Origin of the sequence: Rhizobium beringeri, from assembly GCF_004306515.1 — a bacterium.
GTDB lineage: Bacteria > Pseudomonadota > Alphaproteobacteria > Rhizobiales > Rhizobiaceae > Rhizobium > Rhizobium beringeri.
Window position 1 is genome coordinate 201,776 of the sequence record NZ_SILG01000003.1, and the last position, 18,501, is coordinate 220,276.

14 protein-coding genes and 2 pseudogenes are annotated in these 18,501 nt (G+C 63.0%); 6 read left to right on the forward strand and 10 right to left on the reverse strand.

The window, feature by feature from the left end:
* Window positions 1–33 precede the first annotated feature (33 nt).
* Complete coding sequence (locus ELH03_RS28485) at window positions 34–1,083, reverse strand: class I SAM-dependent methyltransferase (protein WP_130767047.1); 1,050 nt, start codon at window positions 1,081–1,083, stop codon at window positions 34–36.
* Between the two features lie 156 nt (window positions 1,084–1,239).
* On the reverse strand, window positions 1,240–2,298 hold the full coding sequence (locus ELH03_RS28490) for an alpha/beta fold hydrolase (protein WP_130767048.1): 1,059 nt from the start codon (window positions 2,296–2,298) through the stop codon (window positions 1,240–1,242).
* 177 nt (window positions 2,299–2,475) lie between these two features.
* Here ELH03_RS28490 and ELH03_RS28495 point away from each other — a divergent pair, with 177 nt between their 5' ends.
* Window positions 2,476–4,404 carry an adenylate/guanylate cyclase domain-containing protein gene (locus ELH03_RS28495; protein ID WP_130767049.1) on the forward strand — a complete coding sequence of 643 codons (1,929 nt, stop codon included), beginning with the start codon at window positions 2,476–2,478 and terminating at the stop codon, window positions 4,402–4,404.
* Between the two features lie 84 nt (window positions 4,405–4,488).
* Here ELH03_RS28495 and ELH03_RS28500 read toward each other — a convergent pair.
* The 3 genes and pseudogenes from ELH03_RS28500 to ELH03_RS28510 all read right to left on the reverse strand — a co-directional run.
* Window positions 4,489–4,680: pseudogene (locus ELH03_RS28500) on the reverse strand (FHA domain-containing protein); the annotation flags it as partial.
* Window positions 4,681–4,891: 211 nt separating this feature from the next.
* Entirely contained in the window at window positions 4,892–6,034 is a 1,143-nt protein-coding gene (locus ELH03_RS28505; RefSeq protein WP_130767050.1) for a helix-turn-helix transcriptional regulator, read from the reverse strand.
* Between the two features lie 9 nt (window positions 6,035–6,043).
* Window positions 6,044–6,937, reverse strand: coding sequence for a helix-turn-helix transcriptional regulator (locus ELH03_RS28510; RefSeq protein ID WP_130767051.1), 894 nt, complete (start codon window positions 6,935–6,937; stop codon window positions 6,044–6,046).
* A gap of 155 nt (window positions 6,938–7,092) precedes the next feature.
* Between ELH03_RS28510 and ELH03_RS28515 the strand changes: the two genes are divergently transcribed.
* The 3 genes from ELH03_RS28515 (at window position 7,093) to ELH03_RS28525 (ending at window position 11,256) form a co-directional block, all read left to right on the forward strand.
* Entirely contained in the window at window positions 7,093–7,341 is a 249-nt protein-coding gene (locus ELH03_RS28515) for a hypothetical protein (RefSeq protein ID WP_130767052.1), read from the forward strand.
* Window positions 7,342–7,448: 107 nt separating this feature from the next.
* On the forward strand, window positions 7,449–10,643 hold the full coding sequence (locus ELH03_RS38545) for a M10 family metallopeptidase C-terminal domain-containing protein (protein ID WP_130767053.1): 3,195 nt from the start codon (window positions 7,449–7,451) through the stop codon (window positions 10,641–10,643).
* Between the two features lie 7 nt (window positions 10,644–10,650).
* Entirely contained in the window at window positions 10,651–11,256 is a 606-nt protein-coding gene (locus tag ELH03_RS28525) for a LysE family translocator (RefSeq protein WP_130767054.1), read from the forward strand.
* Window positions 11,257–11,407: 151 nt separating this feature from the next.
* Here ELH03_RS28525 and ELH03_RS28535 read toward each other — a convergent pair whose 3' ends face one another.
* Entirely contained in the window at window positions 11,408–12,151 is a 744-nt protein-coding gene (locus ELH03_RS28535) for an FHA domain-containing protein (RefSeq protein WP_245504907.1), read from the reverse strand.
* On the opposite strand from ELH03_RS28535, the pseudogene ELH03_RS38140 reads away from it, so the two are divergent.
* Window positions 12,117–12,360 (forward strand): annotated as a pseudogene (locus ELH03_RS38140) (CpaF family protein); the annotation flags it as partial. The gene ELH03_RS28535 and the pseudogene ELH03_RS38140 sit on opposite strands and share 35 nt — an antisense overlap.
* 22 nt (window positions 12,361–12,382) lie before the next feature.
* Here ELH03_RS38140 and ELH03_RS28545 read toward each other — a convergent pair.
* Genes ELH03_RS28545 through ELH03_RS28560 form a run of 4 tightly spaced genes read right to left on the reverse strand, consistent with a single transcriptional unit; the run spans window position 12,383 to window position 17,419 of the window.
* On the reverse strand, window positions 12,383–12,928 hold the full coding sequence (locus ELH03_RS28545) for a sarcosine oxidase subunit gamma (RefSeq protein ID WP_130767055.1): 546 nt from the start codon (window positions 12,926–12,928) through the stop codon (window positions 12,383–12,385).
* Window positions 12,921–15,878: a sarcosine oxidase subunit alpha family protein gene (locus ELH03_RS28550; RefSeq protein ID WP_130767056.1), complete on the reverse strand. Its 2,958-nt coding sequence runs from the start codon at window positions 15,876–15,878 to the stop codon at window positions 12,921–12,923. Before ELH03_RS28550 ends, ELH03_RS28545 begins: the two co-directional genes overlap by 8 nt.
* Window positions 15,875–16,156 carry a sarcosine oxidase subunit delta gene (locus ELH03_RS28555; RefSeq protein WP_003548150.1) on the reverse strand — a complete coding sequence of 94 codons (282 nt, stop codon included), beginning with the start codon at window positions 16,154–16,156 and terminating at the stop codon, window positions 15,875–15,877. Before ELH03_RS28555 ends, ELH03_RS28550 begins: the two co-directional genes overlap by 4 nt.
* A 12-nt stretch (window positions 16,157–16,168) precedes the next feature.
* A complete protein-coding gene (locus ELH03_RS28560; protein WP_130659734.1) occupies window positions 16,169–17,419 on the reverse strand; it encodes a sarcosine oxidase subunit beta family protein in 1,251 nt (416 codons plus the stop codon).
* A gap of 87 nt (window positions 17,420–17,506) precedes the next feature.
* On the opposite strand from ELH03_RS28560, the gene ELH03_RS28565 reads away from it, so the two are divergent.
* Window positions 17,507–18,466 carry a GlxA family transcriptional regulator gene (locus ELH03_RS28565; RefSeq protein WP_130659733.1) on the forward strand — a complete coding sequence of 320 codons (960 nt, stop codon included), beginning with the start codon at window positions 17,507–17,509 and terminating at the stop codon, window positions 18,464–18,466.
* The last annotated feature ends 35 nt before the right edge of the window (window positions 18,467–18,501 follow it).

Here is an 18,501-nt window from a genome sequence, read left to right on the forward strand (position 1 = left end):
TCTGGCCGGACACGGACGCGCCACTCCTTCTCATCAGGTTGCTTCGAGCACCATGTTGAGCGGGGTCTGGGCTGCTCGCCGGACATGTGTGAACCCGCCTGACCGGATCACCTCCGTCAATCGCTTCTCTCCCGCCTGGGCGCCAAGTGCTAATCCCGTCTCCTGCGCCAGGGAGGTGGGAACGCAGATCATCGTCGAGGCGGAGTAATAGAGCCGCCCGACCGGGTTGATATTGTCCTCGAGCGTATCCCCGGCCGTGGGCTCGACCACCATCCACGTGCCACCCTGCTTCAGCGCCTTTCTGATATGCGCCGCCGCGGTCTTGGGATCGCCCATGTCGTGCAGGCAGTCGAAGCAGGTGATCAGATCGAAGTCGCTTCCGTCGAAGTCCTGCGCCCGGCCCACCTTGAAGTGCACGTTCGTCAGGCCATCTGCCCGGGCATGGGCAGTCGCGGCCGCAATCGAATCCGCATGGAAGTCGTAGCCGATGAACCGGGAATTGGGGAAAGCCTGCGCCATGAGGATCGTCGACAGCCCGTGTCCACACCCCACGTCGGCCACAGTCGCGCCCGCCTTTAACCTGTCGACGACTCCATCGAGCGCAGGCAGCCAGTCCTGCACGAGGGCGTTCACATAGCCGGGCCGGAACAGCCTCGCCACGGCGCAGAACATGCAGCCGGCCTGATCCCCCCAAGCCACGCCTCGGCCAGTCTTGAAGGCAGACTGCACCTTCGGCTGGTTTTCGACCATCGCGGCCGCCGTATCGAAGGCGCCGATCAGGTTGACCGGGCTGTCGGGTTCAGCAAACACGTAGGCCTGCTCAGGCGTGAGCGAGAACCGGCCATTCTCGTAATGCACGTAGCCCGAAGCCGCCTGCGCTGCCAGCCACTCGCGCACATAGCGCGGCGCGCATGCCGCGGCGTCGGCGAGATCGTCGGCACTCGCGGGGCCGATGTCCCTGAGGGTCTTATAGAGGTCGAGCGCGTCTCCGATCCGCACCAGCGGCACGCTGACTGCACCGCCAAGGTCGCCAAGGATGCGGCCCACGAGCTCATTGAGCGTTGTTTCGTTGAGTTGGGTCATGTCGGATTCCTCCTGATTTACGGGCGGCCTCTTGCCGATCGCGGTTGAAGGATGAGACCCGTCGCGCCTGACGGCATGAGACAGTTGTCCCGCGCAGCTGCGGATTCAGGCCCGACAAAGGGGCGATTGTCCCAAAGGTGGGGGCGACGCAGCGCGCTACCTGGAAAGCGCCATGACGATCGCCTGCGAACGGTTATGCACGCCGAGCTTGCTGAAAATCACCGACAGTTGGTTGCGCACGGTCTTCACGCTCTTGCCAAGGCGGGCTGCGATCGCGCGATTGTCGAGCCCCTCCGCGACGAGGTCGAGAAGCGCCGCCTCGGCCGGTGTCAGACCGGCGTCGCGAACTGCGCGCGGTCGCACGGGTCGATCCTGCCCGAGGAAGGTTGCGAGTTCGGCATGGAAGACGGCCCAGGCCGGTTCGTCTGGCAAGAGCACATGGTTCTTGCTCTCGAGCGGTATGAAGCGTGCTCCGGGAATCGCGGCCGCAAGCTTGCGGCCTTGGTCGAACGGCACGCGCATATCGCCGCGGCTATGCGCAACCAAAGTCGGGACGCGAAGTGTCGTCGCCAGATCAAGCACATCGAGCCCCTGCATCTGCCAGAGCAATTGCGCGGCAACGTCGGGTGCTGCCGTCACACGCTCCAGATCACCCCACCATCGATGCTGTTCGGGTGTCCCATCAGGAATGAAAAGGTTGGTAAAAAACCGACAGAACGCCGGATTGTCGCGGCCCCAGCCGATGCGGATGAGGTTGACGAGCGTCTCGGCCTCCAAGCGCTCGGGCTCGGTCTGCGCGCGAGCCCGCGCACCCTGACTATAGGCATTCAGGAGCACCAGATGTGACACCCGCTCGGGATGCCTCAGGGCGAATGCGATACTGAGGGCGCCGCCTTGCGAAAGACCGAGGAGGACGAAACGCGGTTCCTCGATGGAGGCTGCCACGGCATCCAGGTCCGCGTGCCACGCTTCAACCGAAAGATCGGCGACATGCCGGTCCGATAGGCCGCAGCCGCGCGGATCGTAGCGCACAAACCGGTTGCCGGCCGAGAGCGCCTGCAGCCATGGTCGCCAGACGGGGCTCTCGACATCATAGTCGACATGACTAAGCCAGTGAGCCGCCCGCAGGATCACTTGTCCCGTCCCGCACGACGCGACGGCTATCCGGGTGCCGTCGGCGGAGGCGCAGAACCGTATGGTCTGGCTGAGTTTCATCCGTCAAGATTAGCGCATCGAGAGGTTGCGCAACAGGGCCGTCCCGCGACGGCACAGGGCCGAGACAATTTCGCGTTGCGCACCGAGCAGACATGCCGTTTTGGCGGTGTGCTAGTTGCGGCGCGGCGATGGGTGTAGACTGCCGACACTATTGCATGTTCATGCAAGGCAACGATGATGGGCACCCCCACGCTTGACCGGAAGCTGCTCGCGATCCTGGCGGCGGATATGGTCGGCTACTCGAAGGCGATGGAGGCCGATGAGGCCGGCACCATCAAGCGACTGAAGGCCATCCGCGCCGAACTGATCAATCCCGCCATCTCCCAGCGCCATGGCACCGTTATCAAGCTGATGGGTGACGGCACGCTCGTCGCCTTCGACAGCGTGGTTGATGCGGTTGCCTGCGCCGCGGAGTTTCAGAATGTCGTGGCTGCGCGCAACGCCGACCTACCGGAGCCTGAGCGCATCGTATTTCGCGTCGGGATCAATCTGGGCGATGTGGCCTTGGTGGATGGCGATGTGTATGGGGATGGAGTGAATGTCGCCGCGCGGCTGGAGCATTTGGCCGAGCCGGGCGGCGTGGTGGTGTCGGGCACGGCATACGATCACCTCCAGGGCAAACTCGACTGGCCGCTCGATTTCGCCGGCGAGCAGCAGGTCAAGAACATCAGCCGCCCGGTGCGGATGTATCGGCTGAGACTCGACGGCAAACGGGCGCGTCGGTCCCTTCTCAAAATGATACCGCGCTGGGCCAAGACGGCTGCAGCGGGGATCGTGGCGCTTGCTCTCGCAGGCGGCGGGGTCTGGTGGTTCTCGCAGCCCGAACCTTTGGGTGGCAAGCCCTCGGTGGCGGTGTTGCCCTTCGACAATTATGGCGGCGACGAGGCCAGCGGGCGTCTTGCCGATGGCCTGACTGAGGACATCATCACCGACCTCGCGCGGTTTCCCGAATTCGAGGTGGTGGCGCGGAATTCGACGGAAGTTTATAAAGGCAAGCCCGTGGATGCCCGCCAGGTCGCAAGCGCGCTCCATGTCGGCTTTGTACTGGAAGGCTCGATCCAGCGGCAGAGTGGCCGGGTACGGATCACAGCACAGTTGATCGATGCAAAAACCGGCCACCATCTTTGGTCGGAGAATTGGGACCGGCCCGACGAGGACGTGTTCGCCGTTCAGACCGAAATCGCAGAACAGGTCGCCAACCGCCTCGGCGGCGGAGTGGGACTGATTCAAGAAGCCGGGCGGGCTGCAGCCAAACGCAAACGGCCTGAAAACCTCAATGCCTATGATTACTATCTTCTCGGGTCCGAGAAGATCGAAAAGCTCACCAAAGCCGATGACGAGGAGGCCATCACGTTCCTCAACCGCGCCGTCGAGCTCGACCCGGGGCTGGCACGGGCCTGGGTAGAACTTTACCATGCTCATGATCTGATGGGTGTGTTTGGCGTCAATCCCGAGAGCAATCGCAAGGTGGCCGCCGATGTGGCCGAACGCGCAGTGCGGCTTGATCCGAGCGACGCTGAAGCCCATGCGGTGTTTGGTATGAGCCTTGCCAATAAGGGCGATATGGGCCGCGGCAAGTCCGAATTCGACACGGCCCTTCGTCTGGCTCCGGGTTCGTCCGAAATCCTGACTTTTTACAGCGGCTATGCAGCACGCTTCGGTGAACCAGAACGCGGTGCTCAAATGGTTGACAAGGTCATGCGGCTCGATCCGAATTATCCGATGTGGGCGTCCAACTTCTTCGCACCTGCCTATTTTATGGCGGGGCGGTATGAGGACGCGGTGACGATGCTGGAGCGCATGACGCCCAACAACTACCAAAGATGGACTTGGGTGGTCCGTAGCAGCTCGCTTGCGGCACTGGGTCGAACCGATGAGGCGCATGCTTCAGCTATGGAAACTCTCAAGCAGCACCCCGAGGTGACTGTCGAGAGCATGATCAGTGAACCCGGCCTAAGCATAATCGAGCGCAATCGGTTCATAGAGACAATGCCGCTCGCCGGCTTCCCGGCATGCGCCAAGCCCGAGGCGCTGGCGAACCTCGCCAAACCTGTGCGACTGCCGGAGTGCGAGGCGGGGAAGGCCGAGCCCCTCGGGCAGCCATAGAGCAGCCCTGTGCAACGCCCGCGCCGCTGATCACCCCGGCACCGGCGAGCATTGCTTGCTACATTGCTTACTACAGGCCTGCGATCAATGCCGTGCAGGCGGCTTCACGGCGGCGCGGCGCTGCAGCGCGAAGCGCGCGGCCGAGCAGTTGATGTCGAGAACGCGATCGTAGGTCTGCTGGTAGAGCGTCTGCGCCAGCGTATTGTTGCCGCGATTTTCCGAGGCAAGGGCTGCAAGTGCCGTGCGCTTGTAAGCCTCGACGATCGGCTCGGCGGCATCTTCCGCGTCACCGCCGAATTGCCCTGACTGATCGGAAGTCTAGAGACCGGAAAGGGAAAGCGGTGTGCCGCTTGTACCGTTTATTGCCCCAGAGTGGACCAGGGTTCGTACCTTCCACCGTGCGAGAAGGCAGTTTCCCCATGCCTGAGCGCATTTCGGCGCCGCTTGGCCGATGCTTTCATGCAGGCGAGGCATTTCCGATCGCCCCTCAAAGCAGCACGCGAAGCGAGGCGGCCATGCGGGCGAAATCGGCCTGGCGGCGCGTTCCCGTCTTGGCGAAGATATTGCGGATATGCGTCTTAACCGTGCTGGCGGACAGGCCGAGCTGTTTGGCGATCGCCTTCGGCGCTTCGCCGCGGGCGATCAGCTCGAAGATGCGGGTTTCCGCTGGGGTCAGGCCGTAAATCTGGGTCACGGGTTCGCTCGGCAGCAGCGCCTGGCTGCCGGCCGGCACCAGGAAGAGAGCGGCCGATGCCGGCAGGCAGAGCGCGCCGCGGCTCTGGCGCTGGCGCAGCGGCAGGACATGCACGACATAGGCCGCGCCGTCGGCATGGCGCACGGGAATGCCGGCGCCACCGCTCCGGCCAAGGGCTGCCTCGTCGGATGCGGCCTTGGCGATGGCCTGTTCGAGCGCTTCAGCACCCTCGGCCCTCACCGCCAGCCGGTTGCCGGCCGACCGAAACGGCCCCGGCCGCGACAGCAGGCTTTCGGCGGTCGGATTGGCATGGATGATGGTCATCAGCTCGTCCACCAGCAGCACGCCGACCGGCAGGCGCTCGACCACCGAGGCATAGGCGGATGCTGCGATCGACTGCAGCTCCAGCTGCTGGGCGATGGAGATGGCGCGGCGCAGATGCGGCGCAAGGAGACGCAGCAGGCCAAGCTCGCTTTCGCCCACCGGGCCGGCCGAAGCGTGGCGCCCGAGCGCCAGGCTGGAGACCATATGCGGGTTGCGCTCCAACCCGATCGCCACGGCGTCGATATAGCCCTGCGGCGCGAACCAGCCGCTGTAATAGGGATTGGCCTTCAACCGGCGGCCATCGGCGATCTGCGATTGCAGGATGGGTTCTTCCAGCGGGTATTGCTGGATCCGCGCGTCACCGCCCCAGATATCCATGATATCGGCCCAGTAGCCCGGTAGCTTTTCCATCCACGGCCCTTCGATCCCGACGCTGACGCCGAAGACGGCGTTGCCTTCGGGGAAGGCGCTGATGCTGAGCAGGCCATAGGAAAAGTCGAGCTCGCGCAGCAGCTCGCTGACGAAGGCCTCCCATTTGACCGGTTCGAGAACGCAGTCATAGATCATGCCGACGAGATGCGAGATCAGTTGAAGCGGCGGATGAATATTCATCGGGAAGGGCTACACCGGTGAGGACAGGGAATGGACGAGCCGCACGAGATCGGCCTGCCTGTTCGTGGAGGTCTTGGCGAAGATCCGCAGCAGATGCGTCTTCACCGTCGAGCGCTTCGATTGCAGAGTGCTGGCAATGTCGGCCAGCGTCGATCCCGCCCCCAGAAGCTGGAGGACGCGAGCCTCAGCCGGCGTCAGGCCGTAAAGCGCGCTCAGCGCCTGCTGTGGCGGCGAGCGCGTGGCCATTGGCGAGATCAGCACGATGGCGACTGCCGATTGCCGCACGGGAAGCGGCGGCCTCAAATCCCAGCGCACCGCCATCACCTGGATCACAGCCGGAACGCCGGCGCCGTCGACAGCGATGAAATTGATCGGCACCCCTGATCCGCCGGTTTCGCCGGTCGCCTTCTCCACGGCCTGCTCAAGCGCCTTCTGCGCCGAGGCCGGCCTGAGTTCCAGGCATCCATGCCGCAGACGCACCGGATTGCCGCTTTCGATCATGCTCTCGCCGGCCCGGTTGGCGCGAATGAGGTAAAGCGCCTCGTCGACGAGAAGAACCCCGCTTTCCCAGCCATCCACATTGGCCTCGTGCAACTCGGATGCGATCGCCCGATCGCGGGCGATGCGGCCGATCGACGCAGCCCGCTCGAGATGCCCGATCAGGATGGTATCGAGGGCCGGCCGGGTGGCGATCCTGATATCGCCGTCCCCCCTGTTGCCGTGACCGGCAGCGTCGGCTGCCAATGTCGACAGACAGGGCTGTTCGAAGTCCAGGCCCGATATACCAGATAAAAGGCGCCGGATAGTCTCGATTGTGGCAGGCCAGCGTTCCGGAAAGAGCGCACATTCGTAAATCTGCCCAAGCACGGACGAAAATACATCCGGCGAAATATTTGATGCCATTTGCGATGCTCTTCGGATTTACTGCAATGCAGCAACGATAGTGCAGTCCAAAAATGGGCTCAAGCTGTTTCTCATCCCAATGGTGGACGCCGTTATTTACAACCCTCACTACAGTCGCACCAGAATTCGTCCCGACGCAACGATGAAGGTACGACATGACGACACCGATCATTCTCTCCTCGAATGCTGACGGCGAAGCCGGCAACGGCAATTCGGGTGTGGCCGGCAGCGGCAGCATCTCCCCCGATGGCACTAGGGCGGGCTTCACCTCCTCTGCCTCCAATCTCGTCGCCGGAGACGCGGACGGCCATTCCGACATCTTACTGAAGGACCTGGTGACCGGAGCAGTCACCATTCTCTCGGATGCGGCAGGTGCCGGGAATGCCAGCCTCACGCCGGACTGATCGAAGGCCACCTTCGTCTCGGCGGCAAACAATCTCGCTGTTTTGGCTTAGGTGCTGGAATTCGATGCACCGTTAAATTCTAAGACATTGATTTGGAAGGAATTGTGATGTCTGACATAACTGAAGCCGCACTTACATCCGCCGAAACAGGTGATAGCGCAGACGTAAGCCCCTCAGGAAATCCGAATATCGACCCGCTTCTTTCGGGTACCCGTTGGACGTCGACGACCCTTACTTACAGCTTCCCTGCTCAAGGTTCTTCCTATTCCTATTATCCCTCCGGCGGCTTCGAATATCCGGGCGTCGGACTTGGGCCCTGGTGGGCGCAGCATGTGGGCTTCACCGCCGCTCAGCAGGATGCGACCCGCTCCGCCCTTGCCACGGTCTCCTCTTACACGGGCCTCAACTTTACCGAAGTTACCGAAACGGCGACCGACCACGCCATTTTGCGGTTCAGCCAGTTGAAGACCGTCTACGACAGCGACGCGCCACCCATCGAGAATTTCGATTCGACGATGTTCAATGCCCCCGGTCACACGCCCGAAGCGGGCGACGCATGGTTCAGCCAGGATAATTTCTTTTTTGGCCAGCCGGTAAAGGGAAATTTTGGTTTTCTGGAGATCATGAGGGGCGTGGCGCAGACCCTCGGCCTGGATCAGGGTGGCCATAGCGCCGACGAGTCCATCTTCTTCGGATCTGACCATTCGTTCGGCTACTACGCGGGAGACCAGTCGCAACAAAGCTTCATGCCGGCAGATATCGCGGCTCTTCAATATCTCTACGGCGCCAACTTCACCACCAACGGCGGCGACACAGCCTATTCATGGGACCCGGCCACAGGCGAGCAATTCCACAACGGTGTCGGCCAGGGCGCCCCGGCGACGAACACGATCTACGGCACGGTCTGGGATGGCGGCGGCGTCGACACCTATGACCTGTCGAGCTATGGCAGCGACCTCAAGATCGACCTCGCCCCGGGTGCGTTGTCGACTTTCTCCGACAGCCAGCTGGCCGTTCGCCAACTTTCGGCGAGCAACATCATCACGCCGCCCGAGGGCAATATCGCCAACGCGCTGCTCTATGACAACGATCCGCGCTCGTTGATCGAGAACGCCATCGGCGGATCCGGAGCGGATACGATATCGGGCAACATCGCTGACAACACCTTGAGCGGCGGCGGCGGCAATGATGCGCTCTCGGGCAAGGCGGGCAACGACACGCTGAACGGCGGCGCCGGCAATGACGGACTGCTGGGCGGGGCCGGCAATGACATCCTTCGCGGCGGCGCGGGCGCGGACGTGCTCTACGGCGACGATCAGCCGGCGGGCGTCGGCCTCGGCAGCGGCACGGTGGCCAAGCCTGTCGGCAACGCCATTTCCTCCTTCGCCACGGCGCTCGATATCTCCAACAGCTTCAGCGTCTTTGCCGATGCCAATGTCCAGGATTCGACCGCGGTCCCGCATGTCACGATCAACCTGCCCGACGAAGAAACCTACAGCGAGGGCTATTATCGCGTCCATCTCAATGCCGGGACGACGCTGACGCTCGATATCGACGGCCTGCCTTACGGGACATACAGCCAGGTCGGCCTCTACGACTCGGCGCACGCCTTGGTTGCCTTCAACAAGGCGATGAGCGGACAGCTCGATCCCGGTTCGGTTAACTCGATCGACTCCTTCATCACCTTTACCGTCGCCACGACAGGCGATTATTACATCACGCATTCCGGCAACGGCAATATGGCGCACCAGCTGCATGTCTCGGCGGATGGCCCGGTTTCGCCGATCGGCACGGGCAGCGGCGAGGTCGTCAAACCAGCCACGCTCGATCTTTCCTCCGCTGCCAAGGCGCTCGATCTGACGGATCGCTTCAGCCTGGCGGCCAACGCCGACATCGCCAACGCCACGTCGTTGCCGCACGTGACGGTTAACGCCTCGACCGGTGAGAACGGCTTCGACTACTACCATCTCCGGCTCCTTGCCGGCACCACCGTTAGCTTCGACATCGACAGCACGTCGCCGAGCGTGACCACGGACACGAACATCCGCTTATACGCCGCGCGAGGGCTCGACCTCGCCTACAATGACGATATGACTGGGCCGCTCGATCCGGGATCGACGAATGTAAAAGATTCCCACCTGACATTTACGGTCCAGAATACCGGCGACTATTACCTGGTGGTCGATAATTACTACAACAGGGCCTATGATTATCAGCTGCACGTCTCGGTGGATGTGCCAAGCTACGGCGCGGTCGCTTCCGGCAATGACACCGCCTCCTATTCGGATGCGACGCAGGCCGTGACGGCCAGTCTCGCCGACTCCTCCGTCAACACGGGGGATGCGGCGGGAGACAAGTATTTCTCGATCGAGAACCTCACCGGCTCCGACTACGGCGACACCCTTATCGGCGACAGGCTTGCCAATATCCTGAGTGGCGGCAAAGGTGACGACCGGATATCGGGCGGCGGCGGTGACGACATTTTTTCCGGTGGTGATGGCACCGACACAATCGTGTTTGCGGGCAAATACGCCGATTACCAATGGAACTCGGATCTTCACACCATTGCCAGCGTTGCGGAAGGCAAGGACACATACGGTCTCGATGTTGAATTCGCGCAATTCGCGGATCGCACGGTCGATCTGGGAACCGGCGAGCCGCCTCCGGTCAACACCGCGCCGACCAACATCCAGCTCTCCAAGATGGTCGTCGCCGAGGATACGCCGCAATGGACGACGCTCGGCCTGCTTTCGGCCTTCGACGGCGACGGCGACACGCTGAAATTCAAGCTCATCGACGACGCCGACGGGCAGTTCTCGCTGAAAGGCGACAGGCTGGTCACCGCCAAGGCCTTCGATTTCGAGGCGAAGAGCTCGTTTTCGATCATCGTCGAGGTCTCTGACGGCACCGTGTCAGTCGACAAGACCTTTTCGATTTCGGTCAAGGATGTCGCCGAGCCCGCGGTAAACACCGCCCCGGCCGAGCTCAAACTCTCCCGCGCCAGCATCAAGGAGAACATCAAGGTCGGCTCGTCGGTCGGCCTATTCTCGGCCACGGACGCTGAAGGCAATACGATGAAATGGTCGCTTCTCGACGATGCCGACCATTTCAAGATCGTCGGCAACAAGCTGCAGACGACGGCGGCGATCGACTACGAGACCATTGCCGACCACGCCCTGACAATCACCGCCCAGGCGACCGACAGCCTCGGCGCATCGACCGTCAAGTCCTTCACCATCGACATCCAGAACGTGGCCGAGCCCGTCCTGGCGGTGGCAGCCCATCACGACATGTTTATGTGAGGCGGATATGCCGCTTCTCGCCTCGCTTGCTCTATCGTATGCATTGGTTCTGATCGCGCCAGGGCCAAACCTGCTTATTGTGCTTCGCGTGGCCGTAAGGCCGTCCTGGGGTCGCTTGCTGAGCGTGGCCGCCGGGATTGCCTCCGGCGCCGCCATGGCCTCTTATCTCGCTGCGATCGGAGCCACGTCCCTTTACATGCTGGATGACCTGGATATGTGGGCTTCAGTTGTTCTGTCCTCAATTCTCCTTTATTCAGCCGTCCGGCTTGCGCGCCGTCCTCTTGCGGGAGCGCCTCCTCAACAGCTTGGATCGGATAGCCTGAGTCTCAGGCTCTACAGCTTGGGCTTGGCAACAGCGCTAAGTAACCCATTGTCGGTTCCTTTCTTCGTTGGCCTCTATCTCACACAGCCCGACTTCAGGACCGGTTTGGGTGACGCGGCCTCCTGCGTCATTTTCCTCATGGCCCTCTCCTGGTTTACCTTGGTTGGACTTGTTTTCTCCGTCCCCGCCATTCAACGGCTCGACACGATCTGGGCGAGGGCTGCCCAAACCGTCCTGGCAGCCGCCATGGGGCTTTATGGTTTAATACTGCTTTATGAGCATGTGCTTTGATCCAATCACTCAGGGAGCTAACCACGTTATCCGCGAAGCGATGCGCGATTGGTCCGCCAAATGGCAGCAGCGCAGTGGCGATATCGAAAAGCTGCGCGAGATGTGGGCCGACGGTGGCGGTGAGCGTGGCGGGCTATAGCAGGTCCGGCGATCACCGTCTGGCGACCGGTTTCACGGCGGCGCGGCGCTGCAGCGCGAAACGCGCTGCCGAGCAGTTGATGTCGGGAACGAGATCGTAGGTCTGCTGGTAGAGGCTCTGCGCCAGCGTGTTGTTGCCGCGGGTTTCCGAGGCAAGGGCTGCGAGTGCCGTGCGCTTGTAAGCCTCGACGATCGGCTCGGCGGCCTTTGCCAGCGCCGCGTCATCAGACGGTTCGGCTGCCAGCGAAAGGGCGGCATAGGTTGCATCGCCATCCCTCCCGACGCGGCCGCCGACAGCGCCGTTAAAGCTTTGCTCGGAAACCTGGCGCATGCGCCGGGCATTCTTGATGCATGTCGGAATGCGGCCGGCTTCGGCATTGATGCGCTCGGCCGTCGGGCCGCTTTCCGCGCTGCCGCTGTCGGACAGGATCACGTAGCCGATGATGCAGACGATGGCGAGATAGGCGACACCCATGCCGGCCAGGAAGGCCGGCTGCTTGAGGAGCGATTTTTTCGGCTTGTCGTCACCGACCTTGGAGGCCTCCTTCTTGGGCGCCTCCTTGGCGGCGGCTTTGACGACGAACTGGAACTCGACGTCCTTGCCGAGACGGAAGCTGTCGCCCGCCTTCAGTGACGCCGTCTGCAACAGGGCTTCGCCGCGCAGCATGATCGGGTTCAGCCCCATGCGGCGAATGATGAAGCCGCCGTCGCTCTGCCGCTCCGCCCGCTTCAAGTGCACCGGCCGGCGCCGGGTGATCGAGAATTTCCGAGATCAAGGGCCTGAACAATGACGGCCAGTATATCGTCGAAAGCATCTACAAGCTCGAGGGCGACGGACATTCCAATCCCGATGGCGCACTGCTGTGGACCGGTGTCGTGCCGAGCTTTGCCGCCAATGCGGTGGAAGAGCTGCAAGACGCGGAGCGCCCCGAGTGGGTCGGTGCCGCCGCGCTGCATACAGCTTGAAAACGATCGAAACTCGCCTCTATCAGACGCCGTCCTTTTCGGCGCTGGCCGCCATGTGCGCGAGATCGTCCCAGAGGCTTTCGGCAAAACTGCGCAGGACCGTGAGTTCGAAGCTGTCATCGCCGGTGCGGACGATCTGCACCGAGAGATGACCGATCATCGTCATGGCCGAATGGCCTTCCGGAAAGGCGAAAGGATCGAGATCGACGGCGGTCCCCCTTGAGAGAAGTGCGCGCGAAGAACGGCCGGAAACGCCGATACGCACGCGCCCGTGGCTCTGGTCCATGACGAAGGCCTTTCCCGCAAGCGCCGCAACGAGAGCATCGAGGCTGGCCGGGATAAGCGGCTCGTCGCCGGCGACGAACCATTGCCGGAAGCCTGCCTGGCGGATCGAACTTTTCGCAAAGCCTGCTTTCACCAATTCCGCGGCGAGCGCGGTTGGCTCGATCGCACCCAGCACATGCAGAAGGTGGCCCTCCGGCAAGGCTTCCAGCCGGATGCCCGGCCCTGAGATGCCGTTATATGCTACCCCGGCAAGAACCGGTTTATGTTGCGGAAGATCACGCATGGAGCTTCTCGTTTTCGGGATCGATGAAGACGGGATGGCAGAGCACGGCATCGGTGAATTCGTTGCGCAGGCCGTTCCAGACCGTCACCTTTTCACCGATGCGCTCCGGCCCACGCCTGACGAGCGCCAGGCCGATCGTATGGGCGAGCCCCGGCGAAAAGGCGCTTGATGTGACGTAGCCCTGGTCGTTTTCGAGCGTCGCCGCAACGCCGTCGGCAAGAATATGCGAGCCGGTGCGGAAACCGCTTGCCGGATCGAGCGGCTTGACGCCGACGAGGCGCGGCCGTTCAGGATCCTGCAGGCCTTCACGGGCAAGCATTGCCTTGCCGATGAAATCCGGCTTGGTTGATGAAACCATGCGGCCGAAGCCGAGATCGCCTGGCGTCACCGTGCCGTTGATCTCGGCATGGGTGACATGACCCTTTTCGATGCGCATGACGCCGAGCGCTTCGGCGCCATAGGCGCAGATGCCATGTTTCTCGCCCGCCGCCATGATCGCATCGGCGACCCCTTCGCCGTAGCCGGCCGGTACGGCGAGCTCGTAGGCGAGTTCGCCGGAGAAGGAGATCCGGAAGAGGCGGCCTTCGAGGCGGCCGCCGAAGAGGGAGACCTTGCGGGCACTCATGAAGGGGAAGGCCGCATCCGACAAGTCCTCATCGACGATCTCCTGGAGAATGGTACGCGACTTCGGCCCGGCGACGGCCATCTGCGCCCATTGATCGGTCGAGGAGGCGAAGCAGACGTCGAGTTCCGGCCAGAGCGTCTGGGCGTAGAATTCGAGATGGGTCAGCACGCCGGCGGCAAGTGCGGTCGTCGTGGTCATGAAGAAATGGTCGTCACTGAACCGGCTGGTGGTGCCGTCATCATAGATGAAGCCGTCCTCACGCAGCATGATGCCGTAACGCGCCTTGCCGACGGCGAGCTTGGCGAAGCCGTTGCAATAGATGCGATCGAGGAAGGTCGCGGCATCCTTGCCTGATATTTCGATCTTGCCGAGGGTGGAGACGTCGCAGAGGCCGGCATTCTTCCGGATATTCAGCACCTCGCGGTCGACGCTTTCGCGCCATGTCGTCTCGCCGGTGCGCGGGAACCAGGAGGAACGGTACCACAGTCCGGTTTCGACGAAGACCGCGCCGTTCTTCTCAGCCCAGCCATGCAGCGGCGATTTGCGCGCCGGCTGGAAATGTTTGCCGCGCGATGTCCCGGTCAAAGCGCCGAATGAAACCGGCGTATAGAAGGGCCGGAAGGTCGTCGTTCCCACTTCGGCGGGTGACACGCCACGCGCCTCGGCAAGGATGCCGATGGCATTGATGTTGGAAAGCTTGCCCTGGTCGGTCGCCATGCCGCTTGTGGTGTAACGCTTGGCGAGCTCGACATGGCCGTAGCCTTCGCGGACGGCGAGACCCAAATCCTTGAGATGCACGTCGTTCTGATAATCGACGAAAGCCTTGCCCTTCGAGCCCTTGACCGACCAGAGCGGCTTTGCCTGTGCAGCCGTCTCGGAAGTCGCGGCAAAGGCCGGCTCCGCCGCTGCAAAACCGATCGCCTTCAACGCGGCAGCTGCCTTTGCGGCGCCATCACCGAGGCAGGTCGCGGTTTGCGCCATGCCGGCGGCCGAGCCGGCAACGGTCAGACCTTCCTGCTGGACAGGCGCCAGAAACGCCGAGGCCTCGTTTGACCATTGCGGTTTTGCACCGCGATGACAGGCAAGGTGGATGATCGGGCTCCAGCCGCCCGACATGGCAAGCGCATCCGCTTCGATCCGACGGGTGCCGCCTGCTGCCTCGACGCTGACGCCGCGCAGGCGCTTGCCGCCAAACGCATCGATGACCCTGGCACCCTTCAGCACTTCGGCGCGGCCCTGCCAGCTCTCGCCCGCATCCCCGCGGCTGTCGACGATCGCCGCGACCACGAGGCCAGCGGCCTCGAGATCGGCGGCGGTGCGATATCCGGCATCGTTGGTGGTGAAGATGACAGTGCTTCTGCCGGGCGCGACCGCCTGCCGGTTGAGATAGCTGCGCATGGCGCCTGCCATCATCACACCGGGAATATCGTTGCCGCCGAAGACGATCGGCCGCTCTTCGGCGCCCGTCGCAAGGATCGCCTGGCGGGCGACGATGCGCCACAATCGTTCGACAGGACGATCGGGATCGGGCATCGCTACATGCTTCTGCACCCGTTCGACGGCGCCGAAGACATTGTCGTCGTACCAGCCGAAAACCGTCATGCGCGGCAGGCGGCGCACGTTCTCCAGGCTCGCCAGCTCGGCAAGCAGCTCTCCCAGAAGCGCGTCCGCCGGCTTGCCGTCGACAGTGCCGCTGTCGGAAAGCAGGCTGCCGCCGAGTTCGGGTCCCTCGTCGGCGAGGATGACGCGCGCACCGGCGCGGCCGGCGGTCAACGCTGCGGCAAGACCGGCAGGGCCGGCGCCGATCACCAGCAGATCGCAATGCGCCCAGCATTTCTCGTAGGTATCGGGATCGGCCTCGTAGGAGGCCCTGCCGAGGCCTGCCGCCTTGCGGATCACCGGCTCGTAGAGCTTTTCCCACAAGGCCGCCGGCCACATGAAGGTCTTATAGTAGAAACCGGCGCTGAGGAAGGGCGACAGCAGCCCGTTGACGGCGCCGACATCGAAGCCGAGCGAAGGCCAGCGGTTCTGGCTCTTTGCCGTCAGCCCCTGGTAAAGCTCGATCATCGTCGCGCGCGTATTCGGCTCGGTGCGCCCGCCGCTGCCTGTCGTCACCAGCGCGTTCGGTTCGGCAGCCCCCGCCGTCAGGATGCCGCGCGGGCGGTGATATTTGAAGCTGCGGCCGACGAGCTGGACGCCGTTGGCAAGCAGCGCCGAGGCGAGAGTGTCGCCCGGATGGCCTTCGAGCGGCCTGCCGTCGAAGGTGAAGCCGAGCGTCGTGGCGCGGTCGATGCGGCCGCCGGAGGAAAGGCGGAAGCTCGTCATGCCGGTTCTCCGCCGAGCTTGGAAAGGGCGGCATCCCTGACGCCGTGGACCGCATGGGTGACGGTATCGCGTTCGACGATCAGCCAGCGGCGGCATCCGGAGGAGTGGTGCCAGTATTCGCTGTGCCGGCCCCTCGGATTGTCACGCAGATAGACATAATCGAACCAGGCATCCGCACCGGCATCCGGCGCCGGCCGAGCAAGGCCCGCATCGCCGCGGATCGAAAATTCCTCTTTGGGTCGGGCGCCGCAATGAGGACAGGAAATCAGGCTTGCCATCGTCGAATGTCCTCAGTGCAGATTGGGCTGGGCGCCGACGCCCTTTTCGTCGATCGGGTAGCCGCGCGCGAAGCGGTCGAGCCGGAAGGCGCGGGCGGTCTGATGCGGCGCATTGCGGGCAATCAGATGGGCGTAGCAGAAGCCGGAGGCGGGCGTGGCCTTGAAGCCGCCGTAACACCAGCCGGTGTTGAGATAGAGATTGTCGATATGGGTGCGGTCGATGATCGGCGAGCCGTCCATGCTCATATCCATGACGCCGCCCCAGGAGCGCAGATACCGCACCCGCGACAGCGACGGGATCATCGCCAGCCCGGCTTCGGCGACATGCTCGACCGAAGCGAGATTGCCGCGCTGGGCATAGGAATTGTAGCCGTCGATATCGCCGCCGAAAACGAGGCCGCCCTTGTCCGACTGGGACACGTAGAAATGTCCGGCGCCGAAGGTGACGACCGTGTCGATAAACGGCTTCAGCCCTTCGGAGACGAAGGCCTGCAGTACATGGCTTTCGATCGGCAGGCGAAGGCCGGCCATATCGGCGACGACGGTGGAGTTGCCGGCTGCCGCGAGCGCCAGCTTACCGCAGCCGATGAAGCCCTTGCTGGTCTCGACGCCGGTCACCTGGCCGTTTTCGCTGCGGATGCCGGTCACCTCACACTGGGTGATGATGTCGACACCGCGCTGATCGGCGCCGCGCGCATAACCCCAGGCAACCGCATCGTGGCGCACCGTACCGCCGCGCGGGTGGAAAAGGCCGCCCATCACCGGGAAACGGGCATTGTCGAAATCGAGGAAGGGCAATTTCTGGCGCACCGCCTGCCTGTCGAGAAGCTCGGCGTCGACGCCGTGTAGCCGCATAGCGTTGCCGCGGCGCGTATAGGCGTCGCGCTGGGCATCGGAATGGAAGAGGTTGAGCACGCCGCGCTGCGAGACCATGGCGTTGAAGTTGAAGTCCTGCTCCAGCCCCTCCCAGAGTTTCATCGACAGCTCGTAGAAGGGATTGTTGCCGGGCAGCAGGTAGTTCGAGCGGATGATCGTCGTGTTCCTGCCGATATTGCCCGAGCCGAGATAGCCCTTTTCGAGGACGGCGACATTGGTGACGCCGAATTCCTTGGCAAGATAATAGGCGGTGGCAAGACCATGGCCGCCGCCACCGACGATGATGACGTCGTAATGCGGCTTTGGCGCCGGGTCGCGCCAGGCAGGCGCCCAGCCTTTATTGCCGCGAAGGCCGTTCAGGAAAATCGAAAGAGCGGAATAGCGCATGGGTCACCCCGGAAAGAACAAGTCCATGATGCCAGAAAGAGGCGCGTTGACTTGCACAATAGGGACATTAATCGCTAAGAAAGGGACATGTCCTCACTTGATAGCAGAAATGCCCAGACGATCGGCTTCATCCTTATCCCGGGATTTGCGCTGATGTCCTATGCCTCGGCGACCGAGCCGCTGCGGGCGGCAAATCTCTTGGCCGGACGTGAGATCTATCGGCTGCAGATCTTCTCGCCCGATGGCACACCGGCGCTTTCCTCCTCAGGCGTCAGCGTCCCCGCCGAACCTCTGCCCGTCAGGGGCGCGGGGCTCGGGACGGCCTTCGTCTGCGCCGGCGGGTTGCCCCGCGACTGGCGGTATCCCGGCGTACTTGCCTGCTTGCGGCAGCTGTCGCGCGAAGGCGTGAGGATCGGCGGCATCTCGGGCGGTCCCTATCTGATGGCCGCTGCCGGACTGCTTGACGGCCGCGACTTCACCATCCACTGGGAGCATGCCGCAGCCCTTCTCGAAGCCTTCCCGGACCTCACGCCGCGCCAGGCGCGCTTCCTGATCGACGGCAACCGGATTACCTGCGGCGGCGGCATCGCACCGCTCGACATGATGCATGTGCTGATCGCCGAGCGCATGGGGCCGGATTTCGCCCGCCGCGTCAGCGACTGGTATCTTCATACAGAGGTCAACGAACCCGCTGCACCCCAGCGCGCCTCGCTGGCGGAGCGCTATGGCGTCTATCATCCCGGCTTGCTCAGCGTTCTCGAACGGATGGAGGAGACGATCGAGATGCCGCTCGAGCGTGCCGCCATGGCGCGCATCGCCGGCGTCACCACCCGCCATCTCGACCGGCTCTTTGCGGCCCAGCTCAATACCACCTTCCTCGATCAATACCGCAGGATCAGGCTGCAGCATGCCCATCGTCTGCTGAAACAGAGCCCGCTTTCCGTCTCGGAAATCGCGGTGGCGACCGGTTTTTCCAGTCTGAGCCATTTTTCCCGGATGTTCCGTACCCTCTATGGCATCGCTCCGCGCGAGGCGCGGCGGGAATAGGTTTTCTTCACGGTTGAGAAATTTTCACTATGACG